Origin of the sequence: Fictibacillus sp. S7 (assembly GCF_004127935.1) — a bacterium.
Taxonomy (GTDB): Bacteria; Bacillota; Bacilli; order Bacillales; family Fictibacillaceae; genus Fictibacillus_C; species Fictibacillus_C enclensis.
Map to the genome: position 1 here is coordinate 4277145 of NZ_QJKL01000001.1, position 15530 is coordinate 4292674.

General features: G+C 44.2%; 16 protein-coding genes. 10 read left to right on the top strand and 6 right to left on the bottom strand.

Going from position 1 to position 15530, the window contains the following annotated elements:
* Positions 1-77 precede the first annotated feature (77 nt).
* The 5 genes from DMO16_RS21715 to DMO16_RS21735 form a co-directional block, all read right to left on the bottom strand.
* Positions 78-860: a 3-hydroxybutyrate dehydrogenase gene (locus DMO16_RS21715; protein ID WP_129480008.1), complete on the bottom strand. Its 783-nt coding sequence runs from the start codon at positions 858-860 to the stop codon at positions 78-80.
* A gap of 46 nt (positions 861-906) precedes the next feature.
* On the bottom strand, positions 907-2301 hold the full coding sequence (locus DMO16_RS21720; RefSeq protein ID WP_129480009.1) for a GntP family permease: 1395 nt from the start codon (positions 2299-2301) through the stop codon (positions 907-909).
* Positions 2302-2354: 53 nt separating this feature from the next.
* The gene (locus DMO16_RS21725) at positions 2355-3032 is read right to left on the bottom strand and encodes a CoA transferase subunit B (RefSeq protein WP_206738149.1); all 678 of its coding nucleotides are present in this window, start codon (positions 3030-3032) and stop codon (positions 2355-2357) included.
* An 18-nt stretch (positions 3033-3050) separates the two neighbouring features.
* Positions 3051-3740 carry a CoA transferase subunit A gene (locus DMO16_RS21730; RefSeq protein WP_129480010.1) on the bottom strand — a complete coding sequence of 230 codons (690 nt, stop codon included), beginning with the start codon at positions 3738-3740 and terminating at the stop codon, positions 3051-3053.
* Positions 3741-3965: 225 nt separating this feature from the next.
* On the bottom strand, positions 3966-4844 hold the full coding sequence (locus tag DMO16_RS21735; protein WP_129480011.1) for a chemotaxis protein: 879 nt from the start codon (positions 4842-4844) through the stop codon (positions 3966-3968).
* A gap of 199 nt (positions 4845-5043) precedes the next feature.
* Between DMO16_RS21735 and DMO16_RS21740 the strand changes: the two genes are divergently transcribed.
* The 6 genes from DMO16_RS21740 (at position 5044) to DMO16_RS21765 (ending at position 11758) form a co-directional block, all read left to right on the top strand.
* Positions 5044-7440 carry a 3-hydroxyacyl-CoA dehydrogenase/enoyl-CoA hydratase family protein gene (locus DMO16_RS21740; RefSeq protein WP_129480012.1) on the top strand — a complete coding sequence of 799 codons (2397 nt, stop codon included), beginning with the start codon at positions 5044-5046 and terminating at the stop codon, positions 7438-7440.
* Positions 7441-7454: 14 nt separating this feature from the next.
* Positions 7455-8636, top strand: coding sequence for an acetyl-CoA C-acetyltransferase (locus DMO16_RS21745; protein ID WP_061972154.1), 1182 nt, complete (start codon positions 7455-7457; stop codon positions 8634-8636).
* Between the two features lie 21 nt (positions 8637-8657).
* On the top strand, positions 8658-10442 hold the full coding sequence (locus DMO16_RS21750) for an acyl-CoA dehydrogenase family protein (protein WP_061972156.1): 1785 nt from the start codon (positions 8658-8660) through the stop codon (positions 10440-10442).
* A 164-nt stretch (positions 10443-10606) separates the two neighbouring features.
* A complete protein-coding gene (locus DMO16_RS21755) occupies positions 10607-10969 on the top strand; it encodes an arsenate reductase family protein (RefSeq protein ID WP_129480013.1) in 363 nt (120 codons plus the stop codon).
* 66 nt (positions 10970-11035) lie between these two features.
* The gene (gcvH, locus tag DMO16_RS21760) at positions 11036-11422 is read left to right on the top strand and encodes a glycine cleavage system protein GcvH (RefSeq protein WP_061972160.1); all 387 of its coding nucleotides are present in this window, start codon (positions 11036-11038) and stop codon (positions 11420-11422) included.
* 87 nt (positions 11423-11509) lie between these two features.
* Complete coding sequence (locus tag DMO16_RS21765; RefSeq protein WP_074440571.1) at positions 11510-11758, top strand: YusG family protein; 249 nt, start codon at positions 11510-11512, stop codon at positions 11756-11758.
* A gap of 96 nt (positions 11759-11854) precedes the next feature.
* On the opposite strand, the gene DMO16_RS21770 is transcribed toward DMO16_RS21765, so the two are convergent.
* The gene (locus DMO16_RS21770) at positions 11855-12244 is read right to left on the bottom strand and encodes a KGG domain-containing protein (RefSeq protein WP_129480014.1); all 390 of its coding nucleotides are present in this window, start codon (positions 12242-12244) and stop codon (positions 11855-11857) included.
* Positions 12245-12543: 299 nt separating this feature from the next.
* On the opposite strand from DMO16_RS21770, the gene DMO16_RS21775 reads away from it, so the two are divergent.
* The 4 genes from DMO16_RS21775 (at position 12544) to sigI (ending at position 15437) form a co-directional block, all read left to right on the top strand.
* On the top strand, positions 12544-12891 hold the full coding sequence (locus tag DMO16_RS21775; protein ID WP_061972166.1) for a toprim domain-containing protein: 348 nt from the start codon (positions 12544-12546) through the stop codon (positions 12889-12891).
* Positions 12892-12900: 9 nt separating this feature from the next.
* Positions 12901-13938 (top strand): PQQ-dependent sugar dehydrogenase, encoded by a 1038-nt coding sequence (locus DMO16_RS21780; protein WP_129480015.1) that lies wholly within the window; start codon positions 12901-12903, stop codon positions 13936-13938.
* A gap of 16 nt (positions 13939-13954) precedes the next feature.
* Positions 13955-14284, top strand: coding sequence for a thioredoxin family protein (locus tag DMO16_RS21785; protein WP_061972171.1), 330 nt, complete (start codon positions 13955-13957; stop codon positions 14282-14284).
* Positions 14285-14687: 403 nt separating this feature from the next.
* A complete protein-coding gene (gene sigI, locus DMO16_RS21790; protein ID WP_129480016.1) occupies positions 14688-15437 on the top strand; it encodes an RNA polymerase sigma-I factor in 750 nt (249 codons plus the stop codon).
* The last annotated feature ends 93 nt before the right edge of the window (positions 15438-15530 follow it).

The following is a 15530-nucleotide window of genomic DNA, read 5'->3' on the forward strand; positions in this document are numbered from 1 at the left end:
CCTCCATTTAAACAAAGAAGAGCCCGGGTAAATTTAAGCGGACTCTTCTCGTTGTTATTTTGTTCGAACTCACGTATTTATTGAGCTGTATAACCGCCGTCGATTACGACGGCCTGCCCGGTTACTCCCGCGGCTTTATCGCTAGCCAAAAAGATGGCATAATCCGAGATTTCTTTAACTGTAAGCAATCGTCTTTGCGGAACTAATGGATAGATGACCTCTTCAAGTACTTTTTCAAGCTCCACGTTGCGCGTGCGGGCCAGATCTGACAGCTGGTTCCGTACAAGCGGAGTGTCGACATAACCGGGGCAGATCGCATTGACGGTAATGCCATGTTCAGCCCCTTCAAGTGCTGCTACTTTAGTTAAGCCGATGACACCGTGCTTGGCGCTGTTATAGGCGGCTTTTCCGGCAAACCCGACGAGTCCGTTGATGGATGCCATATTGAGTATACGTCCAAAGCCCTGCCTTTTCATAATAGGAAAAGCATGCTTTGTAGCCATGAACGGAGCAGTGAGCATCACCTTGATCAGCAGCTCAAACTTCTCTGTCGGGAATTCTTCCAATGGTGACACATGCTGTAGACCCGCATTGTTGATCACCACATCCAGCCTGCCAAACTCACTGACGGTGTCATCCATGGCTTGCTTTAAGGCGTCTTCGTTACTAACATCACATGCAGTGCCAATGGCGTTGAAGCCTTGTTCTTTAAGGGAGGCAGCCGCACGTTCTGCCTTTTCAGCGTTCAGGTCGCAAATGGCCACTCTTGCTCCTTCTTTCGCAAAATCTGTGGCGATTTCCAGTCCGATCCCGCTTGCAGCCCCAGTAATAAAAGCAACTTTATTTTCAAGTAATGCCATTTCGTCTGATTCTCCTTTTGGTGTATGTCAATTTCTCTCTCTGTTCTTAAACAATTCCAAACAGGTAATAGAGGCCGATAACAAAGAATACTGCAATGGTCTTAATAATGGTCATCGCAAAAATATCCAGGTACGATTGTTTATGTGTTAAACCGGTAACCGCAAGCAGGGTAATGACCGCTCCATTATGAGGAAGGGTATCCATTCCTCCGCTCGCCATGGATGCGACCCGGTGAAGTACTTCTGGATCAATGCCGAGCTTATCTGCCTGTTCCACATATTTATCACCCATGGTCGCTAAAGCAATACTTAAGCCCCCTGATGCAGAACCGGTAATACCAGCAAGGGCGGTTGTTGTCACTGCTTCGTTTACGAGGGGATCCTGGATGGTGTCTGCCATACCTTTATTTACAGAGGCAAAGCCAGGCAGTGCAGCGATGACACCCCCAAATCCGTATTCGGAAGCCGTGTTCAGGGTTGCGAGCAAAGCCCCGCCGATGGAGACGTTGATTCCGGCGTTAAAATTTGTTTTGACCTGCTTGAAGGCAAAAATAAGAACGGTTACAATTCCGATGACAAGGGCACCTTCCACCGCCCAAACTGCTGCGAGTTTAGGGATTTCAACAGGCGGAACATCCTTCATTCCGACCTTCGAAAAATCAAAAACGGTTCCGTAATATTTAGGAATCATAGAGGTGAATACTTTATTGAAGATTCCTACAAGAAGGAGCGGCAATATGGCAATAAATGCATTGGGGAGGTTCTCATCAGGAATCTGATCCGGCTCATTGATGTGGCCGGTTCCATAGCCCTCTCCTGCTTTTGTGGCCTTCCTTCTTCTCCATTCCAGATACGCCATCCCTACTGCAAGAACAAAAAGTCCGCCAATCAATCCAAGCCATGGGGCAGCCCATGTATCGGTTTTGAAAAAGGTGGTGGGAATGATGTTTTGAATCTGCGGAGTACCGGGAAAAGCATCCATCGTAAATGTAAACGCCCCAAGAGCAATGGTTCCTGGTATTAAGCGTTTCGGGATGTCTGCCAATTTGAACAGTTCAGAAGCAAAAGGATAAAGAGCAAACGCTACCACAAATAGTGAAACCCCGCCATAAGTCAGGATGGCACCAACCAGAACGATGGCGAGCATGGCCCGGCTTGGCCCAATCAGTTTAATAACAGCTCTTGTAATGGATTTGGCAAAGCCGGACATTTCGATCACTTTTCCGAAAATTGCACCCAGCAAGAATACCGGGAAATACAGTTTAATGAACCCCACCATTTTTTCCATAAATACACCCGAGAAAAACGGAAGAACATGGCCCGGGTCGGTCAACAATACGGCAAACAGGGCCGCAATTGGCGCAAACAGGATAACGCTAAAGCCGCGGTAGGCGACAAACATAAGAAAAAACAGCGCCAGTAAAATAATAATAATATCCACTACAAAAACCCCCTATACTTTTCATGCCAAGATTTCTTTTTTTAAAAACAGCTTTAATAAGCATCCATTTTAACGTGCTCTGAAATGATGAGAGACGGGTCGGTGCATTCTTTGATGTCCTCAATACTGTAGCCTGTGGCTACTTCTGCAAGCATCAGTCCGTCTTCAGTCACATCAATGACGGCACGTTCAGTAATAATACGGTTGACAACGCCCTTGCCGGTGAGGGGCAGGGTACATTCCTTTAAGATTTTGCTTGTACCGTCCTTGCTGACATGATCCATAATGACGATGATTTGTTTGGCACCATGAACAAGGTCCATCGCACCGCCCATTCCTTTGATCATTTTTCCTGGAATCATCCAGTTGGCAAGATCGCCTTTCTCTGACACCTCCATACCGCCAAGGATGGCGATATCGATGTGTCCCCCTCGAATCATGCCAAAGGATTCCGCACTGTCGAAATAGGAAGCACCTTCTATGGCAGTGATTGTTTCTTTCCCGGCATTAATTAAGTCAGGATCAACGTCCTTCTCAGCAGGATAGGGGCCAATCCCAAGAAGCCCGTTCTCAGACTGTAGGACGACGCTTTTGTTGGCTGAAATGTGATTTGCAACCATGGTGGGCATTCCGATTCCCAAATTGACATAGAAACCGCTTTCAATTTCCTGCTCGGCTCTTTTGGCAATCTTTTCTCTTATCGCTTTTTTGTCTAGCATTTTCGTGCTCATATGCTCTCCTCCAATCTTCTAGTTTGCTACAGTCAGCTTTTCAATTCTTTTTTCCTGTATCCCAACGATTAGTGACTGAACATATATGCCAGGAGTATGGATCTCGTCGGCACCCAAGCTTCCTGTTTCACATAGCTCTTCAACTTCCACAATCGTAACTTTTCCGGCTGCGGCCATCATGGGATTGAAATTTCGGGCAGTTTTGTGATAAACCAAATTCCCCATGTTGTCTGCTTTCGCGGCACGGATCAAACTGAAGTCGGCTTGAAGCCCTGTCTCCAGCATGTATTCTTTTTCATTAAATGTACGGATTTCCCTTCCCTCAGCAAGAGGCGTACCTACTCCAGCAGGTGTATAAAAAGCCGGAATGCCTGCGCCGCCCGCCCGAATTCTCTCGGCCAATGTTCCCTGGGGGATGAGTTCCACTTCAATCTCTCCAGCCAGCACCTGGCGTTCAAACTCTTTGTTCTCTCCCACATAGGAACCAATCATTTTCTTGATCTGCTTGTTTTTCAGCAGCAGGCCGAGCCCCCAGTCATCTACTCCGCAGTTATTTGAAATGATAGTCAAATCTCTGGTTCCTGCTTCAACAAGAGCAAGAATCAAATTTTCCGGAATGCCGACCAGTCCAAAACCACCCACCATTAGAATGGATCCGTCTGGTATTTCTTTAACGGCTTCTTGAAACGAAGATAATACAGGCTTCATGTGATGTTCACTCCTTTTTCAGACTCGTTCAGTAGTCTTGCAAGTTTCATGCCAAGACTAATCCAACCTGTAGAATAAAGAGTTGAACGATTTGTGAACAATTTTAAGCTGTTAAATTTTCCGGTAATCCGGAAATGTTTGGTCTTCTTTTTTGAAAAAACAGAGTCTTATTATGATAGGAACTCATTCCGGAAAAGCGGAAAGTGTTCCGGGTTCTCGGAAAAACTATGAAATACCGTTCACCTTTTTCCATTGCTCGGAGAGAGACAGCGCAATTTCTTTAATGATTTTGTCAGTCTTGAAATAAAAAATATGGGAGAAGGGGGACCAGGATGTAAAAATATTTCCACTGCTAACCTCAATATCTTTTTTCACCGACCGGTTGTACACTTCATTTAATGATTTCAAGGGGAAAGCAATTACATCATCCTGGTCATAATAGTTGATCCATTCCCCACTTAAATAGGGAAAGTGTTTTTTGAGTTGAGGAGAAGGGACTTCAATCGGTTTGTCAAAGTCGTTATACCGGAGGGTCCATAAAGGCATAGGAGTTCCGAGAGTATAAAAATTGGCAAGGGTTTCTCCATTTTCTAGAGGATTATCCGATTTTAATTGCTTAATGGCATCGGGAATCTTTTCTTGAAGATATTGCAGGTCATAAAAATAGTTGCTGGCAATCACCGTGCCGAGGCTGTGGGAAACAACGGTAAGAGGGGACAGATCACCTGTCTTCTCCCGAAGCTTGTGCATCCCTGAGGCCACCGCTTCATGCACTCTTTCATAATTTGGATTCAGATGTGGAAATGAAACGGGCGATGGCTGGTAAGCTATGGCATCACCGAAAAAACGGATAACAAACTGACGGAGGAAGGAATAGTTCAACGTTTTTTGTTTATTGACCTTTGCCCATAATTCTTCCTCCCGTTCATTAAAAACGCTACCCCAATAAATGGGCACCATCTCCACCTGTGAACCAGGGGCAGGGTGTAAGGAGGCAATATTTTTTGCAAAGTGGCTGCGGAGTGCTTTCATAAAGTCGTCGGCATAGGTTTCATCTTGGTTGCCGATCCCATGCAAAATGAGAATACCAAGTTTAATAGACATCATGCCACTTCCTTTCAATAGAGGAACCTTTTTACCATTTAACTATGACAAAAAGCTTTAAAAAAAGAAAGAAAATTCTATGTTGTCAAAATAATTGAAATGACTTATGATGAGTGTAGAACTAAATTTAAAAAGTAGTCATTTATTTTTGGGCTAAAAATGAATGAGTGTTCATTCAATAGCTGAAGGAGGAAATAAGATGGCCATAACCATTCAAAAGGCTGCTGTATTAGGGTCTGGTGTGATGGGTGCAGGAATAGCAGCACACCTTGCAAATGTGGGAATTCCTACATTGCTTCTGGATATGGTGCCGAGGGAATTGTCAGATGCCGAAAAATCCAAGGGATTGACAGAAGAAAGTCCTCAGTACCGAAACAGGCTCACACTGCAGGCAAAGGAACGCATGCTGAAACAAAAACCGGCACCCCTGGCAGTAAAAGAAAATCTGGATTTAATTTCAGTCGGGAACTTTACAGATGATTTATCCAAACTGAATGATGTGGACTGGATTATTGAAGTAGTTGTTGAACGCCTGGATGTGAAACGCCAGATATTTGAGCAGGTGGAGCAGTTCAGGAAAAAAGGGTCCATCATCAGCTCGAATACATCGGGAATCTCCATTGATGCAATGGCAATGGATCGGTCGGATGATTTTAAAAAGCATTTCCTGGGAACCCATTTCTTTAATCCGCCAAGATACTTAAAATTGTTGGAAATCATTCCAACGGAAGATACCAGCCCCGAAGTAGTATCCTTTATGAAGGAATTTGGGGAAAACATACTCGGCAAAGGTGTTGTTGTCGCTAAAGACACACCGAACTTTATTGCCAACCGGATTGGGACGTACGGTCTGATGGTCACTGTGCAGGAAATGATGAAACAGGGGTACAGTGTTGGGGAAATCGATTCCGTCACGGGACCGCTCATTGGCCGTCCGAAAAGTGCTACATTCCGGACACTCGATGTAGTTGGACTGGATACCTTCCTTCATGTGGCAAGAAACGTGTATGACCAGGTGGAGGGCAAAGAAAAGGAAATTTTTGATGTTCCGCCGTTTTTAAATGAGATGGTGGAAAAGGGCTGGATGGGAAGCAAATCCGGTCAGGGCTTTTATCTGAAACAGAAGAGCAAACAGGGAGGAGAAATCCTTGAGCTTGATCCTTCAACGCTGGAATACAAGCCACGGCAAAAGCTGAAAACGCCAACCACAGAACAAGCTAAACAGTTAAAGACAACAGAGCAAAAAGTGAAAGCGCTTTTATACAGTAAAGACCGGGCAGGTGAAATGCTGTGGTCTATCGTCAAACCAGTATTGATCTACTCGGCAGAAAAAGCCTACGAAATTGCAGATGATATTGTAGCCATTGATAATGCCATGAAATGGGGATTCGGATGGGAGCATGGGCCATTTGAAATCTGGGATGCCATTGGTGTCAGTGAATCGGTCAAACGGATGGAAGAAGAAGGCGAAACCGTTCCGGCTTGGATTCATGAGATGGTGGAAGGTGGAAATACCTCGTTTTATCAGACTGAGAATGGCGGGGTTTCGTTCTATCATAAAGGCGACTACAAAAAAGTCAATGAAAATCCAAAAACCGTTCATCTGTCACTGCTTAAAAATAAAGGCGGCCTTATCACGAAGAATACTGGCGCCAGCCTGATTGATATGGGCGATGGTGTTGCCTGCCTTGAATTCACATCACCAAACAATGCCATTGGGCCGGACATCATTATGATGATCCATAAAGCACTGGAAGAAGTAGAACGAAATTACGAAGGTTTGGTCATTGGAAACCAGGGCAAGAACTTTTGTGTCGGTGCCAACTTGATGCTGATCCTGATGGAAGCACAGGATGATAACTTTTTCGAACTCGATATGATGGTCCGCCAGTTCCAGAACACGATGAACATGGTTCGATACAGTAAAAAACCAGTGGTTACAGCAAACTTTGGCATGAGTCTTGGTGGCGGAGCAGAAATTTCCATGCCTGCAGCCGAAATGCAAATGTCCGCTGAAACGTATATGGGTCTCGTGGAAGTCGGCGTCGGACTGATACCTGGCGGAGGCGGAAACAAGGAGCTTCTTCGCCGCCAAGTGGAACGCCTGCCTAAAGGTGCAAAGCTGGATCTGCAGGGAGTCGTCAATCAAGTATTTGAAACCATCGCCATGGCCAAAGTGTCCACTTCTGCACAAGAAGCTGCAAAACTTGGTTACCTGCGTCCTCAAGACGGTATTTCTGTAAATGGGGATCACCTGTTATATGATGCAAAGCAGCGTGTGCTGTCTCTGGCAAAACAGGGCTATCAGCCGCCAAAGCGCTCAAAGATTCCGGTGGTCGGCGAAGCGGGTTATGCAACCCTTTGTCTTGGCGCAGAAACAATGCGTTTCGGGGGATATGTATCGGATCACGATTTGAAAATCGCGAAAAAGCTTGCTTTTGTGCTTGCAGGAGGAAGAGTTCCTGAAGGGACATTGGTTGATGAACAATATTTACTGGATCTTGAACGGGAGGCCTTCCTGAGTCTTGCCGGAGAACCAAAATCACAGGCAAGAATGCAGCACATGCTGACAAAAGGAAAACCGCTTCGCAACTAAAAGGAGGGGAAAACATGCAAAAAGATGCTGTAATCGTAGCAGGAGCAAGAACGCCGATAGGCAAAGCAAAAAAAGGATCCTTCGCTCAAATGCGTTCGGATGAGCTGGCAGCAATAACTGTAAAAGAAACGCTGCGTCGCGCAGGCGGATATGATGGTCCAATTGATGATCTGATTATGGGCTGTGCCATACCGGAGGCCGAACAAGGAATGAATATGGCCCGGCTGATCGGTGCACGCGCAGGTCTTCCGGATACCGTTCCGGCAATCACGGTCAACCGGTTCTGTTCTTCAGGACTGCAAAGTATTGCCTATGGCGCAGAAAAAATCATGCTTGGTCATGCACAGGCTGTATTGGCCGGCGGAGCGGAATCCATGAGCCTTCTACCGATGGAAGGGCATGTGATCAAACCGAATCCGCAGCTCGTGGAAACCGTCCCGCAATATTACATGGGAATGGGATATACAGCAGAAGAAGTGGCCAACCGGTTTGGTGTGACGCGTGAAGATCAGGATGCGTTTGCGGTCAGGAGCCATCAAAACGCTGCGCGTGCCATCAAGGAAGGGAAATTTAAGGATGAAATCGTTCCGGTTACCGTCACGAAACGATGGCTGGGTGAAGACAATAAACTAAAAGAAAAAGAATTTACGGTGGATACGGATGAGGGTGTTCGACCTGATACATCGTTGGAAGGACTTGCACGGCTGCGCCCGGCCTTTTCAGTACGAGGTTCGGTAACAGCAGGCAATGCATCTCAAACCAGTGACGGGGCGGCCACTGTACTTGTAATGGACCGCGAGAAAGCAGAAGCAGAAGGGTTAACGCCGCTTCTTAAATTCAGAAGTTTTGCTGTGGCAGGCGTGCCACCGGAAATTATGGGAATCGGCCCTGTAGCTGCAGTCCCGAAAGCACTTAAACTTGCGGGCCTTGAGGTGGCTGATATCGGGTTGTTTGAACTGAATGAAGCATTCGCCTCCCAGGCGGTTCAAGTGATACGGGAGCTTGGTCTTCCTGAAGACAGAGTCAATGTGAATGGAGGCGGAATCGCTCTCGGCCATCCGCTCGGGTGCTCCGGGGCCAAACTGACGCTTACTCTTCTTCATGAGATGAAGAGAAGAGGAGAACAATTTGGAGTGGTAACCATGTGTATTGGCGGCGGAATGGGTGCTGCCGGCGTTTTTGAACTAGTGGACTAAGCCAAAACAGGAGGGGAAAACATGTCTAACACAATGGAAAAAGTATTTAAAGGCGGAAGTTTTTTAGTGGAGGATATTCAGGCGGAGGATCTGTTTACACCGGAAGATTTTTCAGAAGAACATTTAATGATTGCTAAAACAACGGAAGATTATGTGGTAAAAGAAGTGGTGCCGCAAATTGACAAAATTGAAAATCATCAATTTGATATTTCAAGAAAACTGCTGACCAAAGCGGGAGAGCTCGGCCTGTTGGGTGCCGATGTTCCGGAAGCTTACGGCGGCCTTGAGCTCGACAAAATTTCATCTTCACTGATTACGGAAAAGTTTGCCCGTGCCAGAGGCTTCTCCTTAAGTTATGGCGCACACGTAGGAATCGGTTCTCTTCCTATAGTACTGTTCGGAAATGAAGACCAGAAACAACGGTACCTTCCTGATCTGGCCACGGGAACCAGAATTGCCGCATATGCTCTGACAGAACCAGGATCAGGTTCGGATGCTTTGGGGGCGAAAACCACTGCAAGGTTGAATGAAGAGGGTACACACTATATCCTAAACGGTGAAAAACAATGGATTACCAACTCGGCATTTGCAGATGTATTCATAGTATACGCGAAGATTGACGGCGAACAATTCTCTGCATTTATCGTGGAGCGGAACTTCCCTGGTGTTTCCACGGGTCCAGAAGAAAAGAAAATGGGAATTAAGGGCTCTTCAACAAGAACATTGATCCTGGAGGATGTTTCTGTGCCAAAAGAAAACCTGCTCGGCGAAGCGGGAAGAGGCCATGTGATTGCCTTCAACATATTAAATATTGGCCGTTATAAGCTTGCGGTAGGCTGCGTGGGCGGGTCAAAGCGCGGAATTGAGGTCTCAGCCAAATATGCCAATGAACGTTCCCAGTTCAAACGCAAAATCAGCTCATTCCCGCTCATTCAGGAGAAAATCGCTAACATGGCCGTAAAGACATATGCTTCCGAAAGCTCGGTTTACCGTACGGTCGGTCTTTTTGAAAAGCGGCTGGGCGGATTGGATGCTGAGGCGCAAAAAGATGGCAAAGAAGTGGCAAAAGCCATTGCTGAATACGCCATTGAGTGCTCCCTGAATAAGTTCTTTGCATCAGAAGTTCTTGATTACGTGGTGGATGAAGCAGTACAAATCCATGGGGGATATGGCTTCATGGCCGAATATGAAGTAGAGGGAGCGTACAGGGATTCCCGTATCAACCGAATCTTTGAAGGAACGAATGAAATCAACCGTTTGCTGGTTCCGGGGACTCTTGTCCGTAAAGCGATGAAAGGTGAATTGCCGCTGATTGAAAAGGCAACTGCCCTACAGAATGAATTAATGATGATGATGCCTCAGGAAGTGGGAACTGAACCGCTGGAACAGGAGAAGTATCTCGTCAGCATGGGTAAGAAGATCATTTTAATGGTCGCAGGTCTTGCCGTGCAAAAGTTTGGTCAGAAGCTTGAAAATGAACAGGAGATCCTGGCAAACCTTGCAGATCTGGTGAGCGAGGTATACGCGATGGAATCAACAGTATTGCGTACGGAAAAAGCCATAAACCGAACCGGCCTTGAGAAGAACACACAAAAGCTGTTAATGACCCAGGTGTTCTGTCAGGAAGCCTTCAACCGTATGGAAGCTCATGCCAAAGAATCGATTATCGGAGTAGAAGAAGGAGATACCCTTCGCATGATGCTGTCTGCTCTGCGCAAGCTCACACGCCATACACCGACTAATGTCATCAAGAAAAAACGTGAAATAGCCGCTGTTGTATTGGAGGAAGAACGTTACGTTATTTAAGTTTCATACTACCACTGCCTTATCTTGAAAGTACTCTCTCATATTTGGCTCCGGTACATTGCCGGAGCATTTTTTTTGTGTTAATCATGATGAGACTGATGATTAATTTCCCTTTACGTGGCAACACTATTTTGTGTTACTATGGAAAGGAAGGAGTGAAACAAATGAGCCTGACTTTTTACCAGTATCCCAAATGCGGAACATGCCAGAAAGCAAAGAAATGGCTGGAAAATCATGATGTTCCATTCGAATCTGTCCATATCGTTGAAAACCCTCCTTCAAAAGAGGAAATCAAGGAACTTGTCTTGAAAAGCGGACTGGATTTAAAAAAATTCTTTAATACGAGTGGAATGAAGTACAGAGAGCTCGGCTTAAAGGATAAAATCAAAAGTGCTTCCGATGAGGAATTGTTTGATTTACTCGCTTCTGACGGCATGCTGCTGAAGCGCCCGATTGCCACCGATGGAACACAGGTGACCGTCGGATTTAAAGAAGATACATATCAACAGACATGGGCATCAAAATAGTTGCTTAACTATAATAAATTTAATATTATAGTTATTATAATAACAAGAAAGCCTGGAGGGATACGAATGAATTTTCCAAAAGAATTGCGTTATTCAGAAGAACATGAATGGGTTAAAGTTGAAGAAGGAAATAAAGTAAGAATTGGTATTACCGATTTTGCACAAGATGAGCTGGGTGATATCGTATTCGTAGAACTGCCGGAAGTAGGCGACGAAATCAAAGCGGACGAGCCATTTGGCAGCGTTGAATCCGTGAAAACCGTTTCCGAGCTTTATGCTCCAATTTCCGGAAAAGTCGTTGAAATCAATGAAGAGCTGGATGACAGCCCGGAACTCGTAAACGAATCTGCTTATGAAAAGGCATGGATGATTGTGGTTGAAGCATCTGATCTTTCTGAAACAGAAAACCTCATGTCAGCTGAACAATATGAAGAAATGACAAAAGAGGATTAATCCCTTACAAAGAATTTCAATGAGTAGGGCGCTTCTTTCCGGAGACAATAGAAACATCTTCTCCGGAAGGAAGTGACTTCATTGAACATGAACGATTCGAATCAAAATGCGAAATCAGATATCACAACTAAGGTGTATGGAAAAATGGATGCGGGCTACATGTCTTTGTTCCATGACAACCAAAAAATCGGACGCGTCGTTTTTTCCGATCAGGGCAATCAATATGAAATGGCTGAAGGTTTTGAGTTTGATGCTGAAAAAATCTATAAAAAGAATGATTCAGCACAGAAATATCCCAAAAGCTATGTTCAGGGATGCGATGAGGGCTGGTGTTAGTTCATGCCTTGTAAGTCCGGCACACTTTGATGATTATTTTATTTTGTAGCAAAAAAGGACAAGCCCTCGGGCTTGTCCTTTTTTGCTTGATATATATTAATCGTTGTTATTGCGGCTATTACCGCCTTTTTTTCCAATATCTCTGTAAAAATCTTTATCGTGGCTTTCGGAAGTAGCTTCTCCGCCTTTTTTACCGATTTCCTGATAAAAATCTTTATCATGGCTGTCGGCTGTGGACTCCCCGCCTTTTTTACCAATGTCCTGGTAGAAGTCTTTATCATGGCTGGAAGCAGTTGACTCTCCGCCTTTTTTACCGATTTCCTGGTAGAAGTCTTTGTCGTGGCTTTCGGAAGTAGACTCCCCGCCTTTTTTGCCGATCTCCTGATAGAAATCTTTCCCATGGGTTTTGGATGTTTTTTCTCCGCCCATGCGACCGGCTTCTTCTCTGCTCATTCCATCTCTGTTGTCATTATTGTTTCTAGCCATTTCTAATTCCTCCTCTTATGGTAAAAAGTAATTTTTCAACAGTAGTTATCTTGGTACTGTTGAACTTAGAGAAACAATATCCCCTTTTCGTTATCGTTAAACGACTTGAGGAGAAGTTAGTACGATTTTCCTTACTGGGTTGCCTTCTTGTGGTAATAAAGGGTGATTACCGAGAAGAAACGGACAGTTTTATTAACATTTGAAAGAGGATTCTAATAAAATAAAGGGTATTATAATAACTAAGAGGAATATCAATCGTTTTAATACTTGTTCTTTAGAAGAAATAGGAGAGATGATTGATGGACAACAACAGTGATAAAGTTATAATCGTTGAAGGCAAATCTGACAAGGATAAGCTGATCTCCATACTGAATGAGCCTGTTGAAATTATCTGCACCAATGGAACAATGGGGCTTTCACGCCTCGAAGAACTGGCAATCGAAATTGAAAACAGAGATGTTTATATATTGGTTGATGCAGACGAAGCCGGTGCAAAACTGCGAAAAATGCTGCAAAGAGAACTTCCGAACGCTGAACATTTATACATTCATAAGATGTACCGGGAAGTGGCAAAGACACCACTCATGTACCTTGCTAATATTTTGCTGGGTGCCCGTTTTACGATAAATAAAAATTGTTTGGGATAGGAGGAATGTATGTACCGCTTTTGCCTGTTGCTGCTGCTGATCTTGACTGCATGTTTTTCTGAGGAGACCGGAAAAAAAGAAAAGCGACCACAGGAAAAAACAAAGATCTTTGCAAAGAATTTAAACGTCCCCTGGCAGATCGATTTTTATAATGGAGAGACCTATATTTCTGAAAGGACCGGGAAAATGACGAAAGTGACAAAACAAGGAAAGAAGGTTCCTGTGTCATTATCATTTTCCAAAAAGGTTCTTTCAGAAGGGGAGGGTGGTTTCCTTGGCTTTTTATTTGATCCGGAGGCCGGGGAGAATCACAGGGCTTATGCCTATTACACATATCAGGAAAAGGGAAAGGTGTACAATCGAATCGTCTCTTTAAAAGCAGGACAGGCATCCTTGAAAGAAGATCGTGTGCTCCTTGAAGGGATACCTGGAGGGTCGATTCATAATGGCGGAAGAATCAAATTTGGACCTGACGGAAAACTGTATGCAACCACCGGAGATTCAGGGGATGATTCGCTTGCCCAGAACAAGGACAGTCTTGCTGGAAAAATTTTAAGAATGAATGCCGATGGATCCATACCAAAGGATAACCCGTTTAACCATTCTTATGTGTATTCCTACGGACACCGCAATCCACAGGGGCTTGCATGGGATGGAGACAAAATGTTTTCAACTGAGCATGGTTCAACCAACTATGACGAAATAAACGTGGTCAAAGCTGGGAAAAATTACGGGTGGCCGGTCATTAAAGGGGATGAATCCAAAGAAAACATGGAAAAGCCTCTTCTTCATTCGGGAAGAAAGACATGGGCACCGTCGGGTATTGCCATCAAGGACAGCAAGATTTATATTGCCTGTCTGCGCGGAGAAAAGATCATTAAAGTAAACACATCCGGCAAGCAGATGGAAACGATGGCGAGCAATCATGGCCGTCTCAGGGATGTTCAAGTTCATAACGGGGCGCTTTATTTCTTAACTAACAATAAAGATGGCAGGGGAACACCGAAACAAAATGATGACAAGATGCTCGAAATGAGCAGTTTTTAAAGGATTGGGGAGAAGTATGAAGGATTTAACTAACTTAGAGACACAGGATTATATTGAGGAGTCGGCAGAGGTACCGGCGGCTCTCTATATTCAAACACCACTTTGCGGCACCTGCAAAATGGGCAGGCGAATGCTTGAGATCACACTGGAAGCGTTGGACAAGCCAGGAAACAAACAGCCCAAGGTGGGCGCAATCAATTTAAATGCCATGCCAGAACTGGCTGAAAAATACAACATTACCAGTGTACCGTGCCTCCTTTTTTTAAACCGCGGGATTGCCGTACGCAAGATTTATGCCATGCAATCTGTTGATTTTTTGTATCATAACTTAAAAAAGTACCTTTAAAGGCACATTCAGTGTCTTTTTTCTTTTTTAGGGGGTGTTTTTTAAATGTAATACATGGTTGGTGTGGTAAAATAAAACAAAAATATGTAAATCATTTTACATCACATTTCAGCCATTAAAACAGATGAAATTCCCTTGAAAAAGCTATGATACCAAGCAAGTCAGTGGTAATTTCTGATTTATCGGCACAGAAGCTAGTTTTTTCTTTTTCAGAAACGTGACAGAAAGATTACAAAAAGGCGGTAGTCCTGTAATATTGTTATACAACTGTATCCTACAAACCTACAAATCAATGGTATAAATGTATAGGAGAGCTTGAAACTTGTTTGCTCCTGTCGACTTTTGGGGAATTTCGTCCTCCGAAAGTTAAAACAACCTGGATTTAAGAGGTGAAATAATGTCAATGTCTACTGCATTTGTATCAAGAATAAAAAACAGCGCTAGCGCTATAAATAACATTGAAGATAAAGTTATGAACATCCAAAGAGGAAATGATTTTTTACGAAATGAACTGATTGAAGCCTATCAGCCCTTTATTAAAAAGGTGACATCAAAGGTTTGCAGTCAATATATAGATCGAACAATGGACGAATTTAGTGTAGGTCTGTATGCATTCAATGAGGCAATTGATCAATACCAGGAAGGACAGGGAAGCCGATTCCTCTCTTTTGCTGATATGGTGATCCGCAGAAGAGTGATTGATTATATTCGTAAAGAAGTAAGGCAGAACCGGTTAATTTATCTCCAGCCTGATGAAGAGGACGAAGAAGGCCGCGTTGAGGATAGCTATGCTGAACAAAAAGCGGCAATGGATCATTATGAAGAAAGCATTCAGGCTGAAAATCGTGTGTATGAAATTGAGGAGTATCAAAAGCTGCTAAAAGATTTCAACTTGAATTTCAAAGTGCTAAGCAAACATTGTCCGAAGCACGTTGATGCACGTGAAAATGCGAAAGAAATTGCCCGGCTGCTCGTTGAAAACCGGGAAATGGCTGAGTTTTTATTGGAGAAAAAACAACTTCCCATAAAAGATTTGTTAAGCATGGTCTCCTGCAGTCGTAAAACGATAGAGCGAAATCGAAAGTATATAATAGCGGTATCGCTAATATATCTAGGGGACTTTAAAGCGTTAAAGTCTTATATTCAGCCTTAAATAAGGGGAAGTTAAACGGTTGTAATTATTCGTGTGGCCTAAAAGCTGGCTCATGATGGTTATGATACGAAGCAGATCCTTCGCCTTCAGGGG

Bases quoted from the DNA above. Each gene is read 5' to 3' on its own strand.
- DMO16_RS21775 (WP_061972166.1), top strand. From the start codon at position 12,544: ATGGACAACAACAGTGATAAAGTTATAATCGTTGAAGGCAAATCTGAC.
- sigI (WP_129480016.1), top strand. From the start codon at position 14,688: ATGTCTACTGCATTTGTATCAAGAATAAAAAACAGCGCTAGCGCTATA.
- DMO16_RS21780 (WP_129480015.1), top strand. From the start codon at position 12,901: ATGTACCGCTTTTGCCTGTTGCTGCTGCTGATCTTGACTGCATGTTTT.
- DMO16_RS21745 (WP_061972154.1), top strand. From the start codon at position 7,455: ATGCAAAAAGATGCTGTAATCGTAGCAGGAGCAAGAACGCCGATAGGC.
- DMO16_RS21785 (WP_061972171.1), top strand. From the start codon at position 13,955: ATGAAGGATTTAACTAACTTAGAGACACAGGATTATATTGAGGAGTCG.
- DMO16_RS21750 (WP_061972156.1), top strand. From the start codon at position 8,658: ATGTCTAACACAATGGAAAAAGTATTTAAAGGCGGAAGTTTTTTAGTG.
- DMO16_RS21755 (WP_129480013.1), top strand. From the start codon at position 10,607: ATGAGCCTGACTTTTTACCAGTATCCCAAATGCGGAACATGCCAGAAA.
- DMO16_RS21740 (WP_129480012.1), top strand. From the start codon at position 5,044: ATGGCCATAACCATTCAAAAGGCTGCTGTATTAGGGTCTGGTGTGATG.
- DMO16_RS21730 (WP_129480010.1), bottom strand. From the start codon at position 3,740: ATGAAGCCTGTATTATCTTCGTTTCAAGAAGCCGTTAAAGAAATACCA.
- DMO16_RS21770 (WP_129480014.1), bottom strand. From the start codon at position 12,244: ATGGCTAGAAACAATAATGACAACAGAGATGGAATGAGCAGAGAAGAA.
- DMO16_RS21765 (WP_074440571.1), top strand. From the start codon at position 11,510: ATGAACGATTCGAATCAAAATGCGAAATCAGATATCACAACTAAGGTG.
- gcvH (WP_061972160.1), top strand. From the start codon at position 11,036: ATGAATTTTCCAAAAGAATTGCGTTATTCAGAAGAACATGAATGGGTT.
- DMO16_RS21715 (WP_129480008.1), bottom strand. From the start codon at position 860: ATGGCATTACTTGAAAATAAAGTTGCTTTTATTACTGGGGCTGCAAGC.
- DMO16_RS21725 (WP_206738149.1), bottom strand. From the start codon at position 3,032: ATGAGCACGAAAATGCTAGACAAAAAAGCGATAAGAGAAAAGATTGCC.
- DMO16_RS21735 (WP_129480011.1), bottom strand. From the start codon at position 4,844: ATGTCTATTAAACTTGGTATTCTCATTTTGCATGGGATCGGCAACCAA.